Consider the following 25,000-nt stretch of genomic DNA (forward strand, 5'->3'; position numbering starts at 1 on the left):
GGCCGTTGCGACGACTGCCCCGAAGGTCGCCGCCGCTGTTATGAAATAGAGGGCTAGCGCGTTTAGCGGTGCGCCGTCCTCACGAGCCGATTGCACAGACATGGTCCCCCATCGCTGGCTGTTACGCCTTTGCAGCTTGTCTCTCTCACGCAGGGGAAGGGCGCTTTGACTTTCATCAATGGCCTCAGCCGCCGCGTGATCAGATTGGGCCAAATTGTGACAAGGGAGCCCTTAATGGCCCACAAATCCGAAATTTCGCTGCTGGCAGGCCTGACGAGCCTGGTCGGCGCGGCCGTCACCGGGCAGTTCGCCCTACGGCACATCCAGTCGATTCAGGCGGTGGGCCCGATCTGCGGCGACGGGGCGGAGCCTCATTGCGCCTGGTGCCCGGCCACCCTCGCCCTCCTTGCGCTTGGGCTTGTCCTGCTGACGCTCTCGGCCGGTCGCCGACAAGTTGCGCTTCGTCAATGCGCGGGGGTCAAGTCGGACTGACCCTGCCCTCAAGCCGCTGAGTGACAAAAGGCGCCTGACGCGCCAGCAGCGGCGGGGGATTCATTATGAAAACCAAGTTCCTGGCCGCCGCGGCGGCTACCCTTGCCCTGGGCGCTCCGGCCCTGGCCAGCGCCCAGAGCGCACCTGCGAAGGGCGACCTTCTGGTCACCCTGCGGGCGACCAGCGTCAGCTCGTCCGCAGACGACGCGATCACCACCGCCGCCGGCGCCGCGACTGGCCTGAACGTGGACGTCGGATCCGACGTCATGCCGACCCTCGGCTTCACCTATTTCCTCACCGACAAGCTGGCGGTCGAGGCCATCCTGGGCATGACCCAGCACGAAATCCGGGCGAAGGGTCCGGGCACGGACGTGGAGGTGCATGAGACCTGGGTCCTGCCGCCGGTCGTGACGCTGCAATACCGCCCGCTCAGCTCTGGTTCGTTCAGCCCGTATGTGGGCGCCGGCGTGAACGCCATGGTGTTCAATGGCAAGGACAAGAACGGCTTCGAGGTCGATCTCGACAACTCGCTCGGCCTTGCCCTGCAAGCCGGCGCCGACGTCGCGCTCAACGAGCAATGGTTCCTGAACGCCGACGTGAAGAAGGTCTTCGTCAAGACCGACGCCAAGATCAACGGCGGCGCGCTGAAGAGCGAAGTGCAGCTCGACCCGTGGGTCGTCTCCATCGGCCTCGGCCGCCGTTTCTAAATCGCCGATTCAGCGACTGAACAAAGGGTCCGGACCTCACGGTCCGGGCCCTTTTTGCTGCGCTCTAGAAGATCAGCTTGCGGAAGGTGAGCCGCACGGAACGGCCGACTGGATCGAGCAGGTCCGGCTGATAGCTGATCGGGACGGCGCCGCTGGACGTCCGCACCTCCTGGCGCTCGTCGAAGACGTTGTTGATCGCCAGCGTGGCGCGTACGCCCCTCAGCCAGCGGTGCTCCCGGGCGATCGGCTGCATGCCGAGGTCCGCGAACAGCCGCAGATTCACCGTCGTCATGTCGGAGAACTTCAGGTCCTCGCCGGTGCTGCCGCCCACGACGTTGGTGCTGCTCTCCCACTTGGTGTTCATGGCTACGCCCAGGCCGCCGCGGGTGTAGTTCGCCTGCAGGTCCACCTGGTGACGCGGCGAGCCGCCGCCCTGCCCGAGCGCGCCCCCGTCGAGCAGATCGAGGGTCGGAAGGCCGGGCCGGATCAGCACGTCGTCGCGGAATGCGTAGGTGTGGTAGACGCCGATCTGGAACACCCCGCCACGCGGACCGCCCCCACCGAAGCCGCCGAATCCCGGACCGCGCCCGCCCATGCGGCCGCCAGGCATGCGCGAGGGGCCGCGCTCGATCACCGCTCCGCCGGCCGCACCTGGCGCAGTTCCTTCCAGAGGGGTTTGGGCCGGCGCCTGGCCCTGAGGCTGCGCTTCGGGCTGGCCGGCGGCCGGCGGCTGAGCCGCAGCGGCGGCCTGGGCCGCGAATCGGCGGCGCGCTTCGGGATTCGGTTGCGGGCCGACGGGCCGCGAGTAGGTGAAGCCCCACCGCAGCTCGTCGCGGGCCTGGCGGGCGAAGTTCACCGGTCGGGCGTCGACCTGCACCAGCACGCCATCCGCGTCGCGGATGAAGCGATCTGGGAAGGCGCTCTCCACCTGGGTCGAAGCCGACGGAAAGCCTACGACGGCGTCGTGGGTGCGGCGCGAGACGTAGTTGGCCTGCAAGGTCAGGTTCGTCTCGTCGAACGGCTTGTAGCTCAGCCCCACCTTGAAGACGTCCTTTCGGCCGCCGTCGAGGTCGCGGTTTCCGCCGGAGATTCGCACGACCTGGGTGGTCTGGCCGGTTTCGAAGTCGAACACCCGCACGTCCGGCGTGGCGACCACCGGGTCGCCGAGCTGATTCATGGTCGGCGCTTGGTCCGTCCGGCTGAACGAGGCCATGACCCGCAGGGGCTTCACGGGAGTCCAGTTCAGGCCCGCGCCCACCGTGGTAAGGTCGCCGAAGTCGGAGAGGTGCTGGATCCCCAGGTTCACATTGCCCGACAGCTTGCCGATGTAATCGCCCAGTCCCTCGTCGGCGCGGGTGAAGGGCACGTCGAAGCTGCCCTTCAGTTCGCCGATGCTTCGGTCGAGGTTCCTCGACGTGGCCAGCCCGGCCCGCAGGGCGTCGCTGTCCAGCTCGGTATAGGAGGCCCGCGCCGTGAGGGTCGAAGAGATCTGCCCGGCGGGCAGCTCGAAGAACGACCGGTTGAGGACGATGTCGGACACCGCCGAGGTGGTGATGGCCTTGCTCCGGTCGGTATAGGAGAGGCTGTCGAGGGCGCGGTCGGTTTCGCTGCGGGAGTCGTTGTAGCCAAGCTCGCCGGTGTAGGACCATTGCCATCCGGCATAGGCGCCCCGCGCCGAGGCGGCGAGTCTCGCGTCCTGCGCATCCGATTTGCGCAGCAGCGGCTGGCCCGTGAGCGCCGAAGCTCCCAGGATCGACTCGCTGTCGTTGTGCTCGAACAGCCCGTTGAAGGTGGCCGACACGCCGTTGTCGAACGGCTTGGCCCAGACGGCGTTCAGGCTGACGTCGTTCGATTCCGCCGTCAGGCTCCGATCCGTGTGCTCGGGGTCGACGATGTCGCGGTCGCTTTCGAAGATCGGATCGGTGTGGGTCGCCTTGGCGTCGAGAGTCAGGCGCTCGCCGCGCATGATCCGCAGCAGGCCGGCGTGGCCGCTGGCGCTGGCCCCTCCCCCCGACTGGGTGGGCGAAGAGCCCGATCCCTCCACCACCGTGGCGTGGAAGCGCCGGCGCAGGACGATGTTCACGACCTTCTGCTCGGCCGGATAGCCGTACTTCAACGAGACCTCTTCCGGCAGGATCTCGACGCGGGAGATGGCCTCGGTCGGCAGGTCGCGGATTTCGTTGAAGCCCGAGACCCGGCCGCCGTCGATCAGCACCACCGGCCGGCCGCCGCCGCCCTGGGCGCTGGCCGTCTGCGGCGCTAGCGCGTCCAGCAGCTCGGTGATGTTGGCCGCGCCATAGGCCCGGATCTCCCGGGGGGTGATGGTCATTTCCGGCGCGATGTCGCCGATCACCTGTCCCGGAAGGTTGCGGGAGCCGCTGACCACCAGCTCCTCGACCTCGAAGTCCTCGGCCGCATAGTCCTGTTCCGGCGCGACCTCCTGGGCAAGCGCGGCGCCGGTGGTGAGGGCCAGGACGGCTGTGCCGAGCAGCAGGCGGGCGGCCAGGGTGGCGGGCGCGCGCCCGCGGACGATCGAAGGTCTCAAGTGGAATCCCTTGGCGGAGTAACAGCAGAGCCGCTCGGAAAGCAGCTCTGCCTTGAACGCGCGATGAATGGAGCGCCGTCGCTGCGACCGCCAGTTTTTTGTCAGTCCTGGATCCGCCAGCCCCGGGACCACTTCGCCGGCAGCTCGATCCATCCCGCCAGAGCTTCCCGCATCCGCGGCTCCACGTATCGCGCGAACAGCCAGCTCACCGCCAGGCAGACGACGATGGCGAGCGCGACCGCGGCGATGTCGGCCATGCCCGTCGCGTACAGGAAGGCCAGGAACCGGGCGCCTGTGATCTGGTGCACGAGATAGAGCGGATAGGTCATCAACCCGATCTGGCGGACGAAGGACCTGACCGTGCCGCTCGGCGGGCGATACCGCTCCAGCACGGCGAACCCCACGGCGGCGAATATGCAGCAGGACCACATGGCCAGCGGCGCCAGCACGCTCTGGCCGTAGTCGCGCACCGGCACAGAGTTCCGCGAGATGTAGTAGAGCGAGACCATCGAGCAGAGGTAGGCGGCCAGGACCCATGCGAACCTTGCCCGGCTTTTGCCGCGCCGCCAAATCTCGAACAGGAAGACGCCCAGCAGGAAGAAGCTTCCGGTGGAGATCAGCGTGACCCGCGCCAGATAGGTCGACAGGGCCTGGGCGAGCTGGTCGGTGAAAAGCTCGCTCACCGGGACCGACACCCAGATGACCGCCTGCACGATCATCGCCACACGGGCCCACCAGCAGACGTCGCGGCCCTTGTCGAAGCAGAGCACCAGCCAGATCAGGAAATAGAAGATCGCCTCGGCGACGAGGGTCCAGATCACCCCGTCGATCCAGGGGCCCTTCGGGAGCAGGAGGATGGTGCGCAGATACCGCTCGGTGGCGACGCCCAGCGGCAGAACCCCCGCCGAGACGATCACCAGATAGGCGCAGGTCGCGAAGAACAGGACCCCCGGGATCAGGCGCAGGAAGCGGCCTCGGAAGAAGTCGCTCGCCGCCTTCCCCTGGGCCGACATGGTGATCACGAAGCCGGAGATCACGAAGAAGACCTCGACCCCGACCCATCCGGCGGAAATCACCGGAACCGACCAGGGATAGACGGGGCCCTCGGGGATGACGTCGCGGATGCCCCCGCTTCCGGATCCCTCGGACCAGGCGAGGAAGAAGTAGTGATAGAGGACGACCAGCAGGGCCGCGATCAGTCGAAGCATATCCAGCGAGGCCACGGCCTTGCGTGCAGGCGCCTCGCCCGGGATCGGAGACATTCGAGCCTCGAAAAAGAGAATCCTGGGTGATCAGAGGGCGTTAGATTGGGGCAAGTGTACGGCCACAAGCCCTGCCGTGAGCATGGGCGCCGCGTGGCGCCGGGGCCTGAATACCCCCCACGCGCGAATATCTCGCAAACAGGTGAAAATCGCGCCGTTTGGCGCCCGATAAAGCAGCAGCCTACGGGCGAGCTTTCGACCACCTTGCCGGAAGCTCGCCCGACCGTCAGGCGGCGAGGTCGAACCGGTCGAGGTTCATCACCTTGTCCCATGCCTTCACGAAGGCGTTCACGAAGGCGCCCTGGGCGTCGTCGGCCGCATAGACCTCGGCCAAGGCCCGCAGTTGGGAGTTCGAGCCGAAGATCAGGTCGACACGGGTGCCGCTCATCGTCGGCTGCCCGGTCTTGCGGTCGCGGGCGACGAAGACGCCGTCCTCCTCGGGCGAGGCTTCCCACTTCATGCTCGTGCTGGTCTTGAGCAGGTTCTTCAGGAAGTCGTTGGTAAGGGTCTCCGGCCGATCGGTGAACACCCCGTGCTTCGAGCCGCCGACATTGGCGCCAAGGACGCGCAGGCCGGCCACCAGGACGGTCATCTCCGGCGCGGTCAGGGTCAGCAGGTGCGCGCGGTCGACCAGAAGCTCCTCGCCCGAATAGACCGACGGCGCGCCCCTGAAGTTGCGGAAGCCATCGATGACCGGCTCCAGCGGGTCGAAGGTGAATGAGTCGGTCTGCTCCTGCGACGCGTCCGTGCGGCCGGGGGCGAAGGGGACCACGACGTCGTGGCCGGCCTTCTTCGCGGCCGCCTCGACCGCCGCGCAGCCGCCGAGCACGATCAGGTCGGCGAGGCTGACGTTCTTGCCGCCGGCGTTGAACTCCCGCTGCACACCTTCGAGCACAGAGAGCGCCTTCGCCAGTTCCGGCGGTTCGTTGACGGCCCAGTCCTTCTGCGGGACCAGCCGGATGCGCGCGCCGTTGGCGCCGCCGCGCTTGTCCGAACCACGATAGGTCGAGGCCGAGGCCCAGGCCGTGGCGACTAGCCGGCTGATCGAGAGTCCCGAGTTCAGGAGTTTCGTCTTCAGGATCTCGATGTCGGCCGCCGAGAGCGGCTCGCCCTGCGGCTTTGGCACCGGGTCCTGCCAGATGCGCGGCTCGGCCGGGACTTCCTTGCCCAGCAACAGGCCGTGCGGACCCATGTCGCGGTGGGTGAGCTTGTACCAGGCCTCGGCGAAGGCCTTGGCCAGCAGGTCCGGGTTCTCGTAGAACCGTCGCGAGATCTTCTCGTAGGCCGGATCGAGGCGCAGCGAGAGGTCCGTGGTGAGCATGGTCGGGCGATGCTTCCGGATCGGATCGTGCGCGTCCGGGATAGACGGCTCGGCGTCCTTGGCGACCCACTGATGCGCGCCCGCCGGGCTCTTGGTGAGCTCCCACTCGTGCTCGAACAGGTTCTTGAAGAACCCGCCGCCCCACTTGGTCGGGTTGTGGGTCCAGGTGACTTCGATGCCGCTGGTGATGGTGGCGTCGCCATTGCCGGAACCGAAGCTGTTGGACCAGCCCAGGCCCTGCATCTCGAGGCCCGCAGCCTCCGGCTCGGCCCCGACGTACTGCTCCGGGTCGGCCGCGCCGTGAGTCTTGCCGAAGGTGTGGCCGCCGGCGATCAGGGCGACCGTCTCCTCGTCGTTCATCGCCATGCGGGCGAAGGTCTCGCGAATGTCCTTCGCCGCGGCGAGCGGATCGGGCGTGCCGTTCGGCCCCTCGGGATTGACGTAGATGAGGCCCATCTGCACCGCCGCCAGCGGGTGCGCCAGGTCACGGTCGCCGGAATAGCGCTCGTCGCCGAGCCACTCCCGCTCCGGTCCCCAGAAGACGTCCCGCTCGGCCTCCCAGACCTCGGTGCGGCCGCCGCCGAAGCCGACGGTCTGCAGGCCCATGGACTCCAGGGCGCAGTTGCCGGCCAGGATCAGCAGGTCGCCCCAACTGAGCTTGCGCCCGTACTTCTCCTTGATCGGCCACAGCAGCATGCGCGCCTTGTCGAGATTGGCGTTGTCCGGCCAACTGTTCAGGGGCGCAAAGCGCTGCGTCCCGTGGCCCCCGCCCCCGCGGCCGTCGCCGACGCGATAGGTGCCGGCGCTGTGCCAGGCCATGCGGATGAAAAGCGGACCATAGTGGCCGAAGTCGGCCGGCCACCAATCCTGCGACGTCGTCATCAACTTGCCGATGTCGGCCTTCACCGCATCGAGATCGAGACTCTTGAACTCGGCCGCATAGTCGAAGTCCTCGCCCAGCGGGTCTCCCGCAGGCGGGTTCTGGTGCAGGACCGAAAGGTCAAGCTGGTTCGGCCACCAGAGCCGATTGGTCATTTCGAAGAGAACAGCCCTGCCTTCAACCTTACCGCCGTCTACTGGACATTTGGTGTCAATGTTCATGACAACCTCGCGTTTTTCGGGTTTGCCGGTTTCGACGCGAAATGATTGCGCCGCCTAGCCAGACCGTCCAATCGCTAATTTCTTTGGCCACGATAGAGCGAGCCATTGCCGCTTCGGGCTTCGGCGCGGCAGCCTTCGCTTGCCTCGCCCATACGTCGCAATCCGGCTTGCCGAGCCGTAGCTGACGAAGCAAGCGAAGGCTGGTGGGCCCGGTAGGACTCGAACCTACAACCAGACCGTTATGAGCGGTCGGCTCTAACCATTGAGCTACAGGCCCCTGCAGCGACGCAGGGCGCTTGCGTTACCACGACCTGCACGCGCCTTAAAGCTGCCGTTCAGCTTGGCTTTGTCAGAACCTGCAACCACCGATCGCGATATTGCGTTCGGCATCCTTTGACCCGCCCGCCTGCCGGGCGCTTGGGAGACCTCGATGAAGACCATCATTCGCGCCGGCGCCATGGCCCTGCTGCTCAGTTCCGCCGCCGCGCCCGCCGCGTTCGCACAGACAACCCAGGCCGCAACGGCGGATTCGATGTTCCAGACCACGACCCTGAACCTCTCGGCCCATGGCGAGACCCGCGTCGCGCCGGACAAGGCGACCATCAATCTCGGCGTGGTGTCGGAGGCTCCCACCGCCGCGGCCGCGCTCAGCGCCAACAGCGAGCGGATGAATACCGTGATCGCCGCGCTCAGGAAGGCCGGCATCGCCGACAAGGAGATCCAGACCTCCGGCCTGAACCTCTCGGCCCAGTACGACTACGTCCAGAACGAGCCGCCGCGCCTGCGGGGCTACCAGGCCTCGAACCAGGTGACGATCACCGTCAACGACCTCGCCAGGCTGGGCCCGGCGGTCGACGCCACCGTGAAGGCCGGCGCCAACCAGGTGAACGGCATCTCCTTTGGCCTGAAGGACCCGACCGCAGCCGAGAACGCCGCCCGCGAAGAGGCGGTGAAGGCCTTGGCCGCCAAGGCCGACCTCTACGCCAAGGCCACCGGCCACCGCGTCCAGCGGCTGGTCAATCTGAGCGAAGGCGGCGGCTTCGTCTCCCCGCCGCCGCCCATGCCGGTGATGGCCTATGCGCGGATGGAAAAGGCCGCCGACGCCACGCCGGTCTCCGGCGGCGAGCTGAGCGTACGGGTCGACATCACCGGCCTCTATGAACTGACGAAGTAGGTCAAGGCGCGACCGCCTCGCATTCATCCTGGTTCGTCATGGCCGGGGCCGCCAGGTCCCGGCCATCCATGGACACCGAGGGCGGCCGGGGATGACGATCGGGAGTGGGACCGGTTAGATCCAAGCCATATGCGATAGCCCCTCCCCTCGCGGGAGGAGCTACTGCTTCGGGCCGAGTCCGGCTCGTGCGAAGGCGGCGCCCAGCTTTTCGGCGATCACGATCCCAGGCGGGGTCCGCTCGCCCTCCATCACCGCCGCGTAGACGAAATCGGTGTCCTGGATGGCCCCGGCCGCCCAGGCGACGCCGCGCGAACCATCGGGATTGCTGGGGCAACTCGCCGTGCGCGCCGGGCCGCTGGTCGGCGCCGACTTCAGCAGGTCATCGACCGTGCGCAGGCCGGGCTTTTCGCAGGCCGGCAGCTCGCGGCCGCAGACCATGTGCGATCCGTACTGATAGACAACCTTCCCGCCCTTCCCGATCAGGACGCAGGTGCCCGGATCGCCGATGGCGACCGAAATGGCTTCGTCGAGGACCGCCCGGTCCACGCCCTCCGGCGCCCTGGGACTGCAGGCCGCCAGGAGCGCGGTCAGGCAGAGCGCGGCGGCCGCGCGCGTCACGCCGCCTTCTTGATCTCGTTGCCCTCGTCGAGCAGCACGACGTTGGGCGAGTAGTTGCGGGCCTCTTCGGCCGCCAGCATGCCGTAGGTCACGACGATGACCTTGTCGCCCTTCTGCACGAGACGGGCGGCCGCGCCGTTGACGCCGATGACCTTCGAGCCGCGGGGGGCCTCGATGGCGTAGGTGGTGAACCGCGCGCCGGTGGTGATGTTCAGCACATCGACCTGTTCGTGGGGGAAAATACCCGAAGCGTCCAGCAGATCGCGGTCGATCGCGATCGATCCCTCATAGTCGAGATCGGCTTGCGTCACCGTGGCCCGGTGCAGCTTGGACTTCATAAGGGTCACCAGCATAGGCGGTCCTTCTACGTGCAGCGCACAACACCCTCGAAACTCAAGGGCCGTCGGATATAGCGTCGAAATGTGGCCATCACAATTGCCGCTGCGCAGCAAGATTGACCGAACGGCAATATGCCGCGCTCGCCCGAGCGGCGCCCCGCGCCAGGACGCTATTATTTTCAGAGCGCTAGCGTCCTTGGGCCCGAAGCTGACAAGCTCGTGAGGCTACTCGGTGACCTCGCGCATGAACGCGCTGATGTCGTCCAGCACCGGGGCTCGGCCGCGGAAGGGCCGGGCGATCGCCGCCATGATCTCGTTGTGCCCGAGGTCGGCATAAGCCCGCGTCTCCACCTGCGCGCCCCTGGCCTTCAGCGCCTTGGCCAGAACCTGCGTGTTACGGGGGGCGACAACCTCGTCGGCGTCGCCGGTGAGCAGCAGCATCGGAGGCGTCTGCGGCCCGACGAAGTTCGCCGGTTGGGTCTGCGCCGGATCGGCGGCCGTGCCGAAGACGGCGGCCCTATGTCCGCTCAGGGGCAGGAAGTCGTAGGGACCGGCCAGGCCCACCACGCCCCGGATGCGCCCCGGATCGACGCCCGCCGCCTGCAGGTAGCGCGGGTCGGCGCCGAGCATCACCGCGTTGTAGGCGCCCGCCGAATGTCCCAGGAGGACGATCTTCGAAGCGTCGCCGCCATAGTCGCCGGCGTTGTCCACGACCCAGCGGACCACCTTCGCGCCGTCCTCGAGGAAGTCGGGGAAATGCGCCTCCGGGAACAGGCGATAGTCCGGCAGGACGACCACATAGCCGCGGGCGGCCAGCGCCTGCGCCACCCAGCCATAGTCCCACTTGCGCCCCTTCTCCCAGCCGCCGCCGTAGAGGAACACGGCCACCGGGCGGGCCACCGCCATCTGGCGCGGGGCGTAGACGTCGAGCGACTGGCGCGGCAGCGGGCCATAGGCTTCGCCGCTCGCCCGGACGATCGCGGGATCCCTGGAGGTGAAGGTCGCGAAGACCCCGAGCGGGGTGCACGCCGTCAGCAGCAGGGCCACAGGGAGAACTGCGGCGAGGCCGAGCCAACGCCGTACCGGAAAGACCATGGCTTAACGGCTAGGCGGTTTTCCCCCGCGCCGCAACCAAGCCCGCGCCCGCGCCGTTCTTGCTGGACCAGCACAGGAGAACGGCCGATGCCCGCGCACTCCGGAGAGACCATCACCATTTTCAAGGTCGAGCCCCGCGAGGAGAGCGGGATCGTGGTCATGTCGCCGTCCCAGGAGACCGACGGTCACCTGGCTGATCGCCACTCGGCCTATCACGACAACGTCTCCCCGCCCCTCACCTGGACCAATGTCGAGGGGGCCGAGACCTACGCCGTGATCGTCGAGGATCCCGACGCCCCGCGCGAACAGCCCTTCGTCCACTGGATGATCTGGAACATTCCGGCCGAGGCCGGGGGCCTGCCAGAAGGCGTGCCTCCCGCCGAATACATCGACCCGCCGCACCCGATCATCCAGGGCCGCAACGACACTGGCAAGTATGGCTGGTACGGCCCGCGCCCGCCGGCCGGCACGGGCGTCCACCGCTACTACTTCCAGGTCTTCGCCCTGGACCAGCATGTGGAGGTCGAGCCGGAAACGCCTCTGGTCGAGTTGCTCAACATTCTCAAGGGCCACACCATCGCCCAGGGCGAGATGATGGCGACCTACGAAGCGCCGACCCGGCAATAGGCCCGGTTCGCAAAGAAAGCGCGCTTGACGCCCGCAAGGTCAGCCCAGCCATATCGCGCTGAGGCCCGGCGAACGTGACCGGGCCCACAACATTGGGCGAGGCGATATGGACGGCGATCAGGCCCTTGGCGGCTTTACTTCCGAAGGTCTGGCGGCGATCCCCGCCGCCCTGCAGCCGGTGGCCGAGGCCGGTGACCTGTCGGGTTTCGTGACCCTGCTCTGGCGGCGGGGCGAGGTGGCCCAGGTCAATACGATCGGCTACCGCGACGTCGCGGCCAAGACGCCGATGACGCGCGACACGCTGTTCCGGATCGCCTCCATGACCAAGCCGATCACCTCGGTCGCCGCTCTGATGCTGCTGGAGGAAGGCATCCTCAAGCTGGATGACCCAATCACCAAGTGGCTGCCGGAGTTCGAGGGCATGCAAGTGCTGCGCTCGGCCACCGGGCCGCTGGAGGATACGGTTCCGGCCCGGCGCGACATCACCGTCGACGACCTGATGACCCATCGGTCGGGCCTGGCCTACGGCTTCACCTCGATCGGGCCGATCGCCTACGCCCACCAGAAGGCCCTGGGCTCCCCACTGGGGCCGAGCATGACCACCGACGCGTGGTTGGCGGCCCTGGGCTCCCTGCCGCTGTCCTATCAGCCGGGCGAGCGCTTCCACTACAGCCACGCCACCGACGTCCTCGGCTTCCTGGTCGGACGAGCGGCGGGCGTGACCTATCGCGACTTCATCAAGCAGCGGATCCTCGAGCCGCTCGGCATGCACGACACCGACTTCTGGTGTCCGCCTGAGAAGCGCGATCGGATGGCCAAGCTCTACCGGATCAATCCGGAGACCGACGCGCTGCAGGACGTCTCCTTCCCTCACGTGCCGGAGGCGCCGGAGTTCTGCTCGGGCGGCGGCGGCCTGATCTCGACGGCCGACGACTATCTCCGTTTCGCCCGCATGATGCTGGCGGGGGGCGAGCTCGACGGCGTGCGCTATCTGCGGCCGGAGACCCTCGCCCTGATGAGCGAGAACCGGCTCACGCCCGAGCAGCGCGAGATCCCGTTCATGGGCATCCCATTCTGGACGGGCCAGGGCTTTGGACTGGGGGTCTCGGTGATCACCGATCCGGAAAAGCAGGCCTGGATGGGCGCCGGCTCCAAGGGCTCGTTCGGCTGGCCGGGCGCCTTCGGCACCTGGTGGCAGGCCGACCCGTCCGAGGACATGGTGATGATCTACTTGATCCAGAACTCCATGCCGCTGGAGCCGGAGGCCGCCGCGCAACTGGCCACGGGCCAGCGCATGGGCGGCCGCGCCGCCCTGCCGGCGTTCCAGAAGCTGACCTATGCGGCCCTGGGCCGACCGCTCTAGCCGCTAAGGGTTACGGGGGGCGACGCAGATCGGTCGCCCTTCGAAGGTGTCGCCTATCAGGCTCATGTCGCCTTGCATCAAGTCCCGCCGCGCCCGGTCGAAGGCGCGGGTCTCCGCCTGCGGCTTGACCCCGGGCGGGCAGATCGAGACGTCGACCCTCATGCCGCGGGGACAGGTGCAGATGTCCTCGCGCTTGTCGAGGCGGCTGGCCGGCACCCGGCAGGAGACGGGCAAGGTCTGGCCGCCGACATCGAGGCAGATGACGGTCTGGGTCGGGGGGTTCTGCGAGAGCGGCGCCTGGGCCAGCGCCGGGCCGGAAGCCGCCAGAAGCGTGGCGGCGATCAGGAAATTACGGATCATAGAATGGCCTCCTTGCGCAGCTTGGGGCCGAGTTTCCCTGAGGTTTCGTTGACAGGCCGTTCACTACGCTGCTGCGCGAAGGCTTAACCGCGGCTGGCCTATCTTGGTTGCGGAAGGTGGCCCATGGACCCGATCGCGACGGCTCAATACGGCATGATGGCGGCGGCGCGGCGGTTCGACGCCTCGGCTTCGCGGGTGGCGCGCATGGGCGTCGAGGGCGAGCAGGTTGACCTGCCCGTCGAAATCGTCGAGCAGATCACCGCCAAGACGGCCTTTTCCGCCAACGCCTCGGTGATCCGCACCGCGCAGGACATGCAGGGCGACCTGCTCGACATCCTGGCCTAGGTTTTGACAAGCGCGCCCGGGCCGTTTAGCGGCGGCTCATGAGCCTCCGCACTCTTTTCGTAACCCAGGTCTACGAAGCCTCGCTCGCCGGCGAGAAGAACTTCGAGGACTTCAACGCCGAACTCGAAGACGCCTGCCGCATGCTGGCCGACGAGGACCTGGCCGGCCAGGCCTGGTGCAGGGAGCACGGCTACGGCGGCTACACCTCCTACGCCTCGCTGGACGACCTGCCGATGCGGGCCAGCATCTTCGAGGACCTCAAGCGCAAGCTCGACAAGCACGCGGCCGCCTACGCCAAGGCGCTGCGCCTGGACCTCGGCCGCCGGCGACTGAGGCTCGACAGCCTGTGGGTCAATATCCTGAAGCCGGGCGCCTCGCATTCGGGCCACATCCACCCGCACAGCGTGCTCTCGGGCACGGTCTATGTGGCGACGCCCAAGGGGGCCAGCGCGCTCAAGCTCGAGGACCCGCGCCTGGCGATGATGATGGCCGCCCCGCCCCGCGAGGCCGACGCGCCGGAGGAGGTCCGCAACTTCGTCTATCTGCAGCCCCAGCCCGGCACGATATTCATGTGGGAAAGCTGGCTGCGGCACGAGGTGACCCCCAACGCCGCGCGCAAGGAACGGGTCTCGGTCAGCTTCAACTACGCCTGGCGCTAGGGAAGCTGATATACTGGCGTTATGTCGGCCCGCCCGCAGCGCCTCCCTGAACAGATCGCCGCCCGGGCGGTGCTGCTGGGCGAGCGGATCGACACCGCCGGCCTCGAGCGCGAGGACGCGATTTCCTCCACCCCGATCGCCTTCCGGCATGGCGAGGGCCTGGTGGTCGTCTTCCGCTACGGCGTGGTGGTGATGGTCGGGCTTGAGGCCCTGGCCGAGGACGAGGTGCTTCGCAGCCTGGCGCCGCGGGTGCGCGATCCGGTCGCCGTCCGCGAGGAGGAAACCCTGCTCCTCTCGACCAGCGAGGAAGCGGCCGGAAGGCCGGAAGGCGGGGCGATCCGCATCGGGACGCCCTCGGCCGACAAGCTCCTGGTCGCCGCCGACGCAGTCGCAAAGAGCGCGGCCCTGGCCAGCGACGAGCGCCAGGTGGCCGAGGTTTTCGACACCATCGAGCCCTGGGCCCGACGGCTGGCCGAGACCGGCAAGAGCCCCAGCGGACGGCGCAGCGTGGCCCGGATGATCGGCTCGGCCCTGCTGGTCCAGCACCGGGTCGCGGCGCGGGTGGCGGTGCGCGAAAAGCCCGACATTCTATGGGATCGGCCAGACCTCGAGCGGCTCTATGCGCGGCTCGAGGACGAGTTCGAACTGGTCGAACGGGCCGAGACCCTGGGCCGGAAGGTCGACCTGATCAGCGAGACGGTGACCGCCATGAGCGACATGATCGACACCGAGCGCTCACTGCGGCTCGAGGTCATCATCGTGGTCCTGATCCTCGTGGAGGTCCTGATGGTGCTGATCCAGACCGCGCTGGGAATGCCCCACTAAGCGCCTGTCCGGATTGATATTTTCAGCTATCGGCAGCTTTACATTGGCAGGCGCCGATGGCGAAACCTGCCGCTCACGGCCAGCGAGGCGAGCCCGCGCAAGGGCCCGGCCTCGCCGGGACAGTTCCAGAAACCTGCGCAGCCGCGCCGCGCCGTCGTCAGGTTTCCTGCCGAAACGGCCATCAACCTGACGATAGACGAGCTTAGCTGTCGAGGAAGCTCCGCAGCTTGCGCGAGCGCGAGGGGTGCTTGAGCTTGCGCAGGGCCTTGGCTTCGATCTGGCGGATCCGCTCGCGAGTCACGCTGAACTGCTGACCGACCTCTTCGAGGGTGTGGTCGGTGTTCATGCCGATGCCGAAGCGCATGCGCAGCACGCGCTCTTCCCGCGGAGTGAGCGAGGCCAGGACCCGCGTGGTGGTTTCGCGCAGGTTCGACTGGATCGCCGCGTCGATCGGAAGGATGGCGTTCTTGTCCTCGATGAAGTCGCCCAGGTGGCTGTCTTCCTCGTCGCCGATCGGGGTTTCGAGGGAGATCGGCTCCTTGGCGATCTTCAGGACCTTGCGCACCTTCTCCAGCGGCATGGCCAGCTTTTCGGCCAGCTCTTCCGGGGTCGGCTCGCGGCCGATCTCGTGCAGCATCTGGCGGCTGGTGCGGACGATCTTGTTGATCGTCTCGATCATGTGCACCGGGATACGGATGGTCCGGGCCTGGTCGGCGATCGAGCGGGTGATCGCCTGCCGGATCCACCAGGTGGCGTAGGTAGAGAACTTGTAGCCGCGGCGGTATTCGAACTTATCGACCGCCTTCATCAGGCCGATGTTGCCCTCCTGGATCAGGTCCAGGAACTGCAGGCCGCGGTTGGTGTACTTCTTGGCGATCGAGATCACGAGACGCAGGTTGGCCTCGACCATTTCCTTCTTCGCCTGACGGGCCTCGCGCTCGCCCTTCTGGACGGTCTGGACGATCCGGCGATAGTCGTCGATCGGCACGCCGGTCTCGGTCGCCAGGGCGGCGACCTCGGCGCGGATGTCGCCGATCTGAGAGGCGTCGTTCTCGACGAACTTGGTCCAGCGGACGCCGAGCGGCTTCACCTGGGCGGCCCAGTCGGGCGCCAGCTCCTGGCCGAAATAGGCCTTGAGGAACTCGGTGCGCGAAATGCCGTAGCTGTCGGCCAGACGCAGCAGGCGGCCTTCAAGGCCCATCAGGCGCTTGTTGATCGCGTAGAGCTGCTCGACCAGGGCCTCGATGCGGTTGTTGTTCAGCTTCAGGGTCTTGAGGTGCTGAACGATGGTCAGCGAGGCGGAGGTGTAGGCCTTGCGGTCGGCCTCCGAGAGGTCCTCGCCCTTCAGGCGCTTGCCGACCAGCTTCTCTTGCAGGGCGCGGAAGCTGTCGAACTCGGCGGCGATGGCGTCCAGGGTCGCCATGACCCCTTCGCGCAGCTCGCCTTCCATGGCGCTGATGGTCGGACCGGCCCCGTCGTCGAAGTCGTCGTCGTCGTCAGCGCCCTCGGCCTTGGCGACGGCCTCGCCGTCTTCGGTCTCTTCTTCGGACTCGGAGGACTCGGCCGCGCCGATTTCGGCGGCCGCCGCGTTGGCGCCGCCATAGGTCTGCTCGAGGTCGATGACTTCACGCAGCAGGATGCGGCCAGAGCCAAGTTCCTCGCGCCACACCATGATGGCTTCGAAGGTCAGGGCGCTTTCGCACAGGCCGCGGATCATCGTGTCGCGGCCGGCCTCGATGCGCTTGGCGATGGCGATTTCGCCTTCGCGGGACAAGAGCTCGACCGAGCCCATCTCGCGCAGGTACATCCGCACCGGGTCGTCGGTGCGGTCGTAGGCCGGTTCCTTGGTGGTCTCGACCACCGCGGTCTCTTCCCGGACGGCCACTTCACCGCCGTCGGCGTCTTCTTCCGCCTCGACGACGTTGACGCCCATCTCCGACAGCATGGCCAGCGTGTCTTCGATGGCCTCCGACGTAACCTCTTCCGAGGGCAGGACCTTGTTCAGCTCGTCCATCGTGACGTAGCCACGAGCTTTGGCCTGCTTGATGAACTTCTTTACGCCGGCGTCGGTCAGGTCGAGCAGCGGGCCATCGCCGCCGGTCGTCTCCGTGGTTTCCGCTTCAGCCGTGTTCGTGCTCATCTAGGTCTCCGGATTTCGGCCATTGCCCCGCTTCGGAAGGGCGTGAACCGAAGATGCTCCAATAGCGAGTGGACGGTCGTACTCCTCTACGACCCATCTCCCGCCCAAATCGTTCCCGTTCTGATCGCGCGTTTCAGTGCGTCACGTTCGCCTTTAAGACGTTCGAGGGCTTCCATATCTGAACGACCGCTAAGGTTTCCCTTCGCGGACACGATAGCCTCGTCGAGCGCCGCGAGCCTGGCGAGGCCCGCAAAAGCTTGCGACCACTGGGATTTAGCAGCTTCGAGGGAGACATCCGGTTTCAGGATGGGCGCGCCCGATTTCGCAGCGGCCCGGTCGATGTCTGTCAAGAGCGCATTAAACCCGCAAGACGCCAGATGGCGCGCGAGAAGGGCGGTGTCAAGATGATCGGCGTCCAATCGCAGGCGGATAATTTCCGCTGTCAGATCGACAAGCATCGGATCGCCAAAGCCTTTTGAGATAAAAGCGCTCTCAAGATGGTCGTCCAGGACGCTGGGATCGGCCAGCGCGTGCTTGACCATGGCGGCGGCCGTCGTATCGAGCGACTGGGCCAGCCGGCGGGCGGCGGCGCGGCCGGCCTCGGTCGGCGCAGGATCGATCCAGTCGCGACCGCCTCCACGCCAAGACCTTGATCCGCCTGCACTTCCCCGTTGCGGCCGCGCTTGCCCCTCGCCTCTTGCGCGCGGCTGCGGGCCGGTGGCGTCGAAGCGTTCGAGCAGGGCTTCCTTGTAGGCCTGCTGCAGGTCCTTGTCGGCGATCGAGGCCGCGGCAGCCCGCAGGCGGGACTTGAAACCGGCCCGCCGCTCGGGCGTGTCGAGAGGCTCCAGGTCGTGCTCGCGGGTGAAAAGCGCCTGCACGAAAGGCGTCGTCTGCGACAACTGGGCGCGGAGGGCGGGCGCCCCCTGCTCGCGCAGCACCTCGTCCGGGTCCTTGCCGCCCTCGACGATGGCGAACTTGAAGCTCTTGCCCGGCTTGAGCATCGGCAGGGCGCGGTCGATGGCGCGCGAGGCGGCCTGACGGCCGGCCCGGTCGCCGTCGAAGCAGAGGGTCGGCTCCGGATGCAGCCGCCAGAGCATCTCCATCTGGTCTTCGGTGAGCGCGGTGCCCAGCGGGGCGACGGCGGCGACGCCGGCGCGCTGGCAGGCGATGGCGTCCATATAGCCTTCGACCACCACCAGGGCCGGGCTTTCCGAGCTCGGCGCGGCGCCGAGGATCTTCCGCGCCTCGCCGACGCCGTAGAGGGTCGCGCCCTTGTGGAAGAGCGGGCTTTCCGGACCGTTGAGGTACTTGGCGCGGGCCTGCGGGTCCATGGCCCGGCCACCGAAGGAAAGAATGCGGCCGCGGTGGTCGGCGATCGGGAAGATGATCCGGTCGCGGAAGCGGTCATAGGGCGCCCCGCCCTCCTCCGGCGCGATCAGCAGGCCCGCCTCGACCAGCTCGCCCGGCTTGGCGCCCTTGGTGATCAGGTAGTCCTTCAGGGCCGTGCGGCCGGCCGGCGAAAAGCCCAGGCGAAAGCGTGGCCACTCGGACTCCGGCAGGCCGCGGCGCTCCAGATAGGCGCGAGCCTCCTTCCCTTCCGGGCGGCGCAGGGCGGCCTCGAACCACTGGGCGGCGGCCTCCATCCAGTCGGAGAGGCCCTGGCGCTGGCGCTCCTGCTCGGCCGAGCGCGGATCGGGGGTCGGCATCTGCAGCCCGGCCTCGGCGGCCAGGCGCTCCACCGCCTCCATGAAGGACAGGCGCTCGGTTTCCTGCAGGAAGGTGATCAGGTCGCCGTTCTTGCCGGAGGAGAAGTCGAAGAACTGGCCCTTCTCATCGTTCACGTAGAACGAGGGGGTCTTTTCCTTGTTGAACGGCGAGAGGCCGACATATTCCCGCCCCTGCCGGCGCAGCTTCACGGTCCGCCCGATCAGATCCGACGGACGGAGACGGGATTTGATCTCCTCAAGGAATCGATCGTCGACTCGCACGACCATTTCGAACGACCTATGGAAAGCGCGCCGCCAAAGCCCGATTCGCTAGTTTCTCCATCATCAGGCGATAGTCCCACATCGCATGTGGATGGGGATTGGCTTCAGCCAGGCTGTGGATCGTTATGTAAGTTCCCTGTTTGTTCGGGACAAGCACGGCGCCTGCGACCGCCGATGTCGCCCTGCGCGCAACTCGAGACTGGCCAGATTTCCGCTCAAAGCGACCGAACGGTTCCGGCGCTCGGGACGCTCACGCGGCGCTTATGAGAAGTCAGGAGAGTCCGCTTGCAAGCCTCTACTATTCTCGCTCCTTTAGGTGAATGAGCAGCCCGAAGCCGACCTTTCGCAATGAACCTGACGTTTTTCGGCAGGATCGCCGCAAGCTGCTGAGTTTAGCTCTGATCGGCGTCGCCTTCGTCGTCCTGGGCGTCTCATTCATCACCCAGCCTGAGCTCTGGAAGTCGACAAGACACTCGGCTGGTTTCATCGAGATAGTGGGCTGGTTGGCGACGCTGTTTTCTCTGCTTGCCTTGGCGCAATCGTCGTCTCATTTGTGCGCCCCGTCACAGTCAAGCTGGGCCCCGAAGGGATTACCGTCAGCTCGGTTTGGCGAACATATTCGCGGCCATGGAACGCCGTCGATGACTTCAGGCTTTGGCAATACAAGGGAAACCGCACGGTCGTTTACAACGATACGGCGCCCCCCAACGCCCGACTTGCAGAGATCAACCGAGAACTGACCGGGGCGACAAGTGGGCTGCCCTCAGCCTTAAACGTTGATCCGGAACAGCTTCTTGCGGCAGTTGAAGCGGCAAGGGCTCGGTGGCATGGCGATGTCCGCAGAGAGCCCGGCGCCGAATAGCCGCACGTCCGCTCCTCGGCAGCGTCACGCCGCGCGGGCGCGCCTTGCGCGGTTGGGCGCCGTGCTCTTTACGGCCACGGGCTGAACCCGTACCGACAGGCGAGTTCGAACCGTCGCACAAAGGATTTCTCTGCATGCCCTCCGGTCTTGTCGCGCTGCTGGACGATGTCGCAGGCATCGCGAAGATCGCCGCCGCCTCGCTGGACGACGTGGCCGGCGCGGCGGGCAAGGCCGGGTCGAAGGCGGTGGGCGTGGTCGTCGACGACACGGCGGTGACGCCTGGCTACGCCATGGGCTTCACCCCCGACCGCGAGCTGCCGATCGTCCTGAAGATCGCCATCGGGTCGCTGCGCAACAAGCTGGTCTTCCTGTTGCCTGGGGCCCTGCTGCTGAGCGCCTTCGCGCCGTGGCTGGTGACGCCGCTCCTGATGATGGGCGGGGCATATCTGTCGTTCGAGGCGACGGAGAAGATCATCGAGGCCTTCACCCCGCACCATGAGGGGAGCGAGGTCGAGGAGCTGGCCTTGAGCGCCAAGGATCTGGAGGACCAGAAGGTGGCCGGCGCGATCCGCACCGACCTGATCCTCTCGGCCGAGATCATGGCCATCGCCCTGGCGAGCGTGTCCGACCGGCCGCTGCCGATCCAGGCGGGCGCCCTGTTCGTGGTCGGCGTGCTGATCACCATCGCCGTCTACGGGGCCGTGGGGCTGATCGTGAAGATGGACGACATCGGCGTGCACATGGCCCAGCGCAAGAGCGCCCTGGCGCGGGGGATCGGGCGGATGCTGGTCAAGGCCATGCCGGTGACCATGTCCTGGCTGACGGTGATCGGCACCGCGGCCATGCTGTGGGTCGGCGGCGGCATCCTGGTGCACGGCCTGGAGCAGTTCCACCTGACGCCGATCCCGGTATGGGTCGAGGGCCTGTCACACTGGGCGTCTGGCGTGCCGAGGATCGGCGCGGCGACGGGGTGGATGGCGTTCGCGGTCGGCTCGGCGGCGGTGGGCTTCGTGATCGGGTCGGTGATCGTGGCGGTGATGCACGTGATGCCGAAGCGGAAGGGGGCTTAGCGCTGGCCGCCTGAAGGCGCCCCTTCCGTTTCGCCTTCGGCGGGCGCCTCCCCCGGCGGGGGATCCGGCTTGGCCGTCAGGCCAGGTGGGCCAGCTTGTCGGGGTTGCGGACCAGGTAGACGGCGGCGAGTTTGCCGTCTTCGCCGGGTTGGAAGGCGATGGTCATCAGGCCGTCCTCCTGTTCGAGGATCACGCCCGGATAGCCGTTGATCCGCACCGCGCGGAGGTTGAGCGGCCAGACGTAGTCCGTGCCGCTGCGCCAGGCCAGGCGCGACAGGAGGTCGAGGACGTCCTCGCGGCCGACCAGCGGCCGAAGCGCGGCCTTGCGCTTGCCGCCGCCGTCGGAGACGAGGACGGCGTCTTCGGCCAGGACCGCCGATAGCGCCTTCATGTCCCCCTGCCCCGCCGCGGCCATGAAGGCGGCGGCGAGCTTGGCGGCCTCCTCCTGGCTGACCGTGAAGCGGGGGCGGTTGTCCTTCACGTGGGCCCGGGCGCGCGCGGCGAGCTGGCGGACGGCGGGCTCGGTGCGACCGAGGGTTTCGGCGATGGCGTCGTAGTCCTCGTCGAACACGTCGTGCAGCAGGAAGACGGCCCGCTCCAGGGGCGAGAGGCGCTCCAGGGCCAGGAGGAAGGCCACCGAGACGTCCTCGGCGCGCTCGACGGGATCGACGGTGAGCTCCTCGATCAGGGGTTCGGGCAGCCAGGGGCCGCGATAGGCTTCGCGCTGAACCTTGGCCGAGCGCAGGCGGTCGATGCAGAGGCGGCTGGCGGTGCGCACCAGCCAGCCGGCGGGATCGCGAATGTCTTCCTCGGTCTTCGTCCAGCGCAGCCAGGTGTCCTGCACCACGTCCTCGGCCTCGGCGACCGAGCCGAGCATGCGGTAGGCCAGGCGCAGCAGGCGCGGGCGCTGGGCTTCGAAGGCTTCGATGTCGGCGGCCATGGGCTTCTCCTGGCGTAGTTCAACTTGGATGGGTCGGCGCTGCAAGCTGGGCCGGGACGCCTCAGGCGGGACGACGGAAGACCGCGATGGCCAGCGCCAGGATCGCTGGCAGATAGACGCCCGGAAGGTCGCGCAGCACGAAGGGAACCGGGCTGGCCGAACACGCCGCGTCGTAGATGTGGACGATGGCGTGCAGGGTCAGGAAGAGCGCCCCCACCACCAGGGCCGGCCAGCCCTGGACCGGCCGTGCGGCGAACCAGGCCAGGCCGACGGCGGTGACCAGATAGGCCGCGCCGATGTCACGGACGAAGTGCGGATTGAACGGGCCGGTGGCGATGACGCCGGGCACGGCGCCGTACCACCAGTACGAGGCGAAGAGCATGGCCAGGGCGTTGAGGCCGAGCAGCAGGGCCAGGACGGCCGCGAGGATGCGCATTTTGCGAAGTCTCCGAGTTCTCGCCCATAGGACGGCTCGGGGGCCAGCTTTGTGACATCGGCGGTTTGCGCCATGGCCTGAAAGGGGGACCTGGCCGAACCGAGAAATGAGGCTTTCTAGCCTAGCTGCTCGATCCAGGCCGGGAGGTCGCGGATGGAGGGAAGTTCTACGAAGCGCGGGTGGCCGGCGGGGGCGTCGGCCATCTCGTGGGCCCAGGTCAGGGGATAGGGGACGTGGGCGCCGTAGGCTCCGGCCTCGATGGCCGGCAGGATGTCCGAGCGCATGGAGTTGCCGCACATCACCGCCTCCTGCGCGCCTGTGCCGTGGCGGGCGAAGACGCGGGAATAGGTCGAGGCGTCCTTCTCGCTGACGATCTCCACCGCCGCAAAGAGGTCGCCCAGGCCCGAGGCCGCCAGCTTCTGCTCCTGGTGCAGCAGGTCGCCCTTGGTGATCAGGATCAGGCGATAGCGGCGGGAGAGTTCGGCCAGGGTGTCGTCGACGCCGGGCAGCGGCTCGACCGGCTCGGTCAGCATCTCGCGGCCGACGGCGAGGATTTCGCGAATCACGTGGCCGGGGGGTTCGCCGCCGGTCATCTCCATCGCGGTCTCGATCATCGAGAGGGTGAAGCCCTTCACGCCGTAGCCGTAGAGTCGGAGGTTGCGCTTCTCCACCGCGGCCAGGCGCTCCTCCAGCGCCGCCTTGTCGGCGACGTCGGACAGGAGTTCGGCGAACCGGTCATGCGTCAGGCGGAAAATCGTCTCGTTATGCCAAAGCGTGTCGTCGGCATCGAGGCCTACGGTCGTGATGTTCATTCGCGTCGGACTTGGGCTTCTTTTCGAGGGTTCGGGGCGGCCGCATCTAGCGCATCGGGCGGGCCTGCGTCGATGTCCCCGAGCCGCGCGCATTGACCCGGGGGGCTCTAGTCATTAGGTACGCGCCGGTTTGCCGAACAAGCGGACACGTTGAGAACGGGCGGGGTTCACCCTGGCCCGTCTTTTTGCGAGCATGCGACCTGAAGATGGAGACGCCGATGACCGTTGAACTGCTTCCTGGTGTCACTGGCGTGCTGGTCCTGGCGAACGGCGCGGTCCTGCAGGGAATCGGCGTCGGCGCGGTCGGCGATGCGGTCGGCGAGGTGTGCTTCAACACCGCCATGACCGGGTATCAGGAGATCCTGACAGACCCGTCCTACATGTCGCAGATCGTGGCCTTCACCTTCCCGCACATGGGCAATGTCGGGGTGAACGTTGAGGACATCGAGCAGATGTCGGGTTCGGCCGAAACCGCGGCGCGCGGCGCGATCTTCCGCGACGTGCCTACCGCGCCGGCCAACTGGCGGGCCGACGGCGACCTGGACACCTGGATGAAGCGCCGCGGCGTGATCGGCCTGGCCGGGGTGGACACCCGCGCCCTCACCCGCTCGATCCGCGAGAACGGCATGCCGCACGGCGTCATCGCCCACGCGCCGGATGGCAGGTTCGACCTCGACGCCCTGCGCGAGAAGGCCAAGGCCTGGGCCGGGCTGGAGGGCATGGACCTGGCCAAGGACGCCTCGTGCCTGCAGCCGTTCGTCTATGACGAGGGCCTTTGGAGCTGGCCGGAAGGCTACGCCAAGCCGGCGGCCGAGCCGAAGTACGAGGTCGTGGTCATGGACTACGGCGTCAAGCGCAACATCCTGCGGGCCCTGACCTCGATCGGCGCGCGGGTGACCGTGGTGCCGGCCAAGACCACCGCCGAGGAAGTGCTGGCCCGCAAGCCGGACGGCGTGCTGCTGTCGAACGGGCCCGGCGACCCGGCCGCGACCGGCGAGTACGCGGTGCCGGAAATCCGCAAGCTGGTGGAGTCCGGCACGCCGGTGTTCGGCATCTGCCTGGGCCACCAGATGATGGCCCTGGCGCTGGGCGCCAAGACCGTGAAGATGGACCAGGGCCACCACGGCGCGAACCATCCGGTCAAGGACGTGACCACCGGCAAGGTGGAGATCGTCTCGATGAACCACGGTTTCACGGTGGACCGCGACAGCCTGCCCGAGCCGGTGGTGGAGACGCACGTCTCGCTGTTCGACGGCACCAACGCCGGCATCGCCCTGAAGGACCGGCCGGTGTTCTCGGTGCAGCACCACCCGGAGGCCTCGCCCGGCCCGACCGATTCGCTCTACCTGTTCGAGCGCTTCGCCCAGAACATGGACGCGGCCCGCAAGTAGGGCTGCGTCACCAGCCGGCCATGGCCTTCATGTCCGGCACGAAGCTCAGCCAGATGGCGAAGTTGTCGTCCAGCGCCTCGCGGGTGCCGCCGGGGCTGAGGTTGATGTCGTAGGTGAACCAGGGATCGCCCTCGTCGTCGACGTAGCAGTCGAGATAGCGGTTCTCGGTGTTCCAGCCGTTGGCCCGGTCGACACCGATCTTGCCGTCGACGTCGAAGCCGGCGGTGAGCTGCATCGAGGCGCAGCGCTCTCCCTTGCAGTCGTAGAGGTGGACCTCGAAGTTCACGCCGTCGGCGACGGCTTTGAGGTAGGGATCGCCATCCTCCCCCCGATCGAGCTCGGCCTCGTAGCCGCTTTCCGTCAGCCAGGCCTGGAGCTCCCTGGCGGTCATGCCGCCGCCCGGAAGCCCCGCCGCCGAAGCGGAGCCGGCAAGCACGCACGCCGCTGCGGCCATGGCCGCAGCCCCTCGATAACGCATCATTCCCAGCCCTCTGACCCGGCGGCAGGATAGGCTGCTTCGCCGCCGGGA

General features: G+C 67.5%; 23 protein-coding genes and 1 tRNA gene. 10 read left to right on the forward strand and 14 right to left on the reverse strand.

What is annotated here, in order from left to right; translation table 11 throughout:
* The first annotated feature begins 234 nt into the window (after positions 1–234).
* Both ABID41_RS01795 and ABID41_RS01800 read left to right on the forward strand, forming a co-directional pair.
* Positions 235–492 carry a hypothetical protein gene (locus tag ABID41_RS01795; RefSeq protein WP_331929550.1) on the forward strand — a complete coding sequence of 86 codons (258 nt, stop codon included), beginning with the start codon at positions 235–237 and terminating at the stop codon, positions 490–492.
* Between the two features lie 65 nt (positions 493–557).
* Entirely contained in the window at positions 558–1,199 is a 642-nt protein-coding gene (locus tag ABID41_RS01800) for an OmpW/AlkL family protein (protein ID WP_331929551.1), read from the forward strand.
* 64 nt (positions 1,200–1,263) lie between these two features.
* Here the strand turns inward: ABID41_RS01800 and ABID41_RS01805 are convergent, their stop codons facing one another.
* The 4 genes from ABID41_RS01805 to ABID41_RS01820 all read right to left on the reverse strand — a co-directional run bounded on the left by ABID41_RS01805 (position 1,264) and on the right by ABID41_RS01820 (position 7,705).
* A complete protein-coding gene (locus ABID41_RS01805) occupies positions 1,264–3,744 on the reverse strand; it encodes a hypothetical protein (protein ID WP_354297103.1) in 2,481 nt (826 codons plus the stop codon).
* Positions 3,745–3,845: 101 nt separating this feature from the next.
* Complete coding sequence (locus ABID41_RS01810) at positions 3,846–5,006, reverse strand: acyltransferase family protein (RefSeq protein WP_331928287.1); 1,161 nt, start codon at positions 5,004–5,006, stop codon at positions 3,846–3,848.
* 226 nt (positions 5,007–5,232) lie between these two features.
* Positions 5,233–7,428, reverse strand: coding sequence for a catalase/peroxidase HPI (gene katG, locus ABID41_RS01815; RefSeq protein WP_331928285.1), 2,196 nt, complete (start codon positions 7,426–7,428; stop codon positions 5,233–5,235).
* A gap of 201 nt (positions 7,429–7,629) precedes the next feature.
* Positions 7,630–7,705: transfer RNA gene (locus ABID41_RS01820), tRNA-Ile, on the reverse strand.
* Positions 7,706–7,858: 153 nt separating this feature from the next.
* Between ABID41_RS01820 and ABID41_RS01825 the strand changes: the two genes are divergently transcribed.
* Positions 7,859–8,602, forward strand: coding sequence for an SIMPL domain-containing protein (locus ABID41_RS01825; RefSeq protein WP_331928283.1), 744 nt, complete (start codon positions 7,859–7,861; stop codon positions 8,600–8,602).
* Positions 8,603–8,761: 159 nt separating this feature from the next.
* Here the strand turns inward: ABID41_RS01825 and ABID41_RS01830 are convergent, their stop codons facing one another.
* From ABID41_RS01830 to ABID41_RS01840, 3 genes are all read right to left on the reverse strand, one after another.
* Positions 8,762–9,220 (reverse strand): hypothetical protein, encoded by a 459-nt coding sequence (locus tag ABID41_RS01830; RefSeq protein ID WP_331928281.1) that lies wholly within the window; start codon positions 9,218–9,220, stop codon positions 8,762–8,764.
* The gene (panD, locus tag ABID41_RS01835; RefSeq protein WP_331928279.1) at positions 9,217–9,573 is read right to left on the reverse strand and encodes an aspartate 1-decarboxylase; all 357 of its coding nucleotides are present in this window, start codon (positions 9,571–9,573) and stop codon (positions 9,217–9,219) included. The genes ABID41_RS01830 and panD overlap by 4 nt, the downstream gene beginning before the upstream one ends.
* Positions 9,574–9,783: 210 nt before the next feature.
* Positions 9,784–10,653, reverse strand: coding sequence for an alpha/beta hydrolase (locus ABID41_RS01840; protein ID WP_331928278.1), 870 nt, complete (start codon positions 10,651–10,653; stop codon positions 9,784–9,786).
* 87 nt (positions 10,654–10,740) lie between these two features.
* On the opposite strand from ABID41_RS01840, the gene ABID41_RS01845 reads away from it, so the two are divergent.
* Both ABID41_RS01845 and ABID41_RS01850 read left to right on the forward strand, forming a co-directional pair.
* Complete coding sequence (locus ABID41_RS01845) at positions 10,741–11,280, forward strand: YbhB/YbcL family Raf kinase inhibitor-like protein (RefSeq protein ID WP_331928277.1); 540 nt, start codon at positions 10,741–10,743, stop codon at positions 11,278–11,280.
* Positions 11,281–11,386: 106 nt separating this feature from the next.
* Positions 11,387–12,643: a serine hydrolase domain-containing protein gene (locus tag ABID41_RS01850; protein ID WP_331928275.1), complete on the forward strand. Its 1,257-nt coding sequence runs from the start codon at positions 11,387–11,389 to the stop codon at positions 12,641–12,643.
* 3 nt (positions 12,644–12,646) lie between these two features.
* On the opposite strand, the gene ABID41_RS01855 is transcribed toward ABID41_RS01850, so the two are convergent.
* On the reverse strand, positions 12,647–13,003 hold the full coding sequence (locus tag ABID41_RS01855; protein ID WP_331928273.1) for an LptA/OstA family protein: 357 nt from the start codon (positions 13,001–13,003) through the stop codon (positions 12,647–12,649).
* A 123-nt stretch (positions 13,004–13,126) separates the two neighbouring features.
* Here ABID41_RS01855 and ABID41_RS01860 point away from each other — a divergent pair, with 123 nt between their 5' ends.
* Genes ABID41_RS01860 through ABID41_RS01870 form a run of 3 tightly spaced genes read left to right on the forward strand, consistent with a single transcriptional unit; the run spans position 13,127 to position 14,832 of the window.
* Complete coding sequence (locus tag ABID41_RS01860) at positions 13,127–13,348, forward strand: flagellar basal body rod C-terminal domain-containing protein (protein WP_331928271.1); 222 nt, start codon at positions 13,127–13,129, stop codon at positions 13,346–13,348.
* A 38-nt stretch (positions 13,349–13,386) separates the two neighbouring features.
* Positions 13,387–14,007 (forward strand): TIGR02466 family protein, encoded by a 621-nt coding sequence (locus tag ABID41_RS01865; RefSeq protein ID WP_331928269.1) that lies wholly within the window; start codon positions 13,387–13,389, stop codon positions 14,005–14,007.
* A gap of 21 nt (positions 14,008–14,028) precedes the next feature.
* Complete coding sequence (locus tag ABID41_RS01870; protein ID WP_331928267.1) at positions 14,029–14,832, forward strand: RMD1 family protein; 804 nt, start codon at positions 14,029–14,031, stop codon at positions 14,830–14,832.
* A gap of 202 nt (positions 14,833–15,034) precedes the next feature.
* Here ABID41_RS01870 and rpoD read toward each other — a convergent pair whose 3' ends face one another.
* Together rpoD and dnaG are read right to left on the reverse strand one after the other, a co-directional pair.
* Positions 15,035–16,972 (reverse strand): RNA polymerase sigma factor RpoD, encoded by a 1,938-nt coding sequence (gene rpoD / locus ABID41_RS01875; protein WP_331928265.1) that lies wholly within the window; start codon positions 16,970–16,972, stop codon positions 15,035–15,037.
* Between the two features lie 86 nt (positions 16,973–17,058).
* The gene (dnaG, locus tag ABID41_RS01880; RefSeq protein ID WP_331928263.1) at positions 17,059–18,960 is read right to left on the reverse strand and encodes a DNA primase; all 1,902 of its coding nucleotides are present in this window, start codon (positions 18,958–18,960) and stop codon (positions 17,059–17,061) included.
* A gap of 996 nt (positions 18,961–19,956) precedes the next feature.
* Between dnaG and ABID41_RS01885 the strand changes: the two genes are divergently transcribed.
* Positions 19,957–20,892, forward strand: a complete 936-nt coding sequence (locus tag ABID41_RS01885; RefSeq protein ID WP_331928261.1) for a DUF808 domain-containing protein — start codon at positions 19,957–19,959, stop codon at positions 20,890–20,892.
* A 76-nt stretch (positions 20,893–20,968) separates the two neighbouring features.
* Here ABID41_RS01885 and sigJ read toward each other — a convergent pair whose 3' ends face one another.
* From sigJ to ABID41_RS01900, 3 genes are all read right to left on the reverse strand, one after another.
* Positions 20,969–21,832: an RNA polymerase sigma factor SigJ gene (gene sigJ / locus ABID41_RS01890; protein WP_331928259.1), complete on the reverse strand. Its 864-nt coding sequence runs from the start codon at positions 21,830–21,832 to the stop codon at positions 20,969–20,971.
* A gap of 61 nt (positions 21,833–21,893) precedes the next feature.
* Complete coding sequence (locus ABID41_RS01895) at positions 21,894–22,268, reverse strand: hypothetical protein (RefSeq protein WP_331928257.1); 375 nt, start codon at positions 22,266–22,268, stop codon at positions 21,894–21,896.
* Between the two features lie 116 nt (positions 22,269–22,384).
* Entirely contained in the window at positions 22,385–23,080 is a 696-nt protein-coding gene (locus ABID41_RS01900; RefSeq protein ID WP_331928255.1) for an HAD family hydrolase, read from the reverse strand.
* A 218-nt stretch (positions 23,081–23,298) separates the two neighbouring features.
* Between ABID41_RS01900 and carA the strand changes: the two genes are divergently transcribed.
* Positions 23,299–24,471, forward strand: coding sequence for a glutamine-hydrolyzing carbamoyl-phosphate synthase small subunit (gene carA, locus ABID41_RS01905; protein WP_331928253.1), 1,173 nt, complete (start codon positions 23,299–23,301; stop codon positions 24,469–24,471).
* A 7-nt stretch (positions 24,472–24,478) separates the two neighbouring features.
* Here the strand turns inward: carA and ABID41_RS01910 are convergent, their stop codons facing one another.
* Positions 24,479–24,952, reverse strand: a complete 474-nt coding sequence (locus ABID41_RS01910) for a YbjN domain-containing protein (RefSeq protein ID WP_331928251.1) — start codon at positions 24,950–24,952, stop codon at positions 24,479–24,481.
* Positions 24,953–25,000 lie beyond the last annotated feature (48 nt).

Source organism: Phenylobacterium koreense (assembly GCF_040545335.1).
Taxonomy (GTDB): domain Bacteria; phylum Pseudomonadota; class Alphaproteobacteria; order Caulobacterales; family Caulobacteraceae; genus Phenylobacterium; species Phenylobacterium koreense.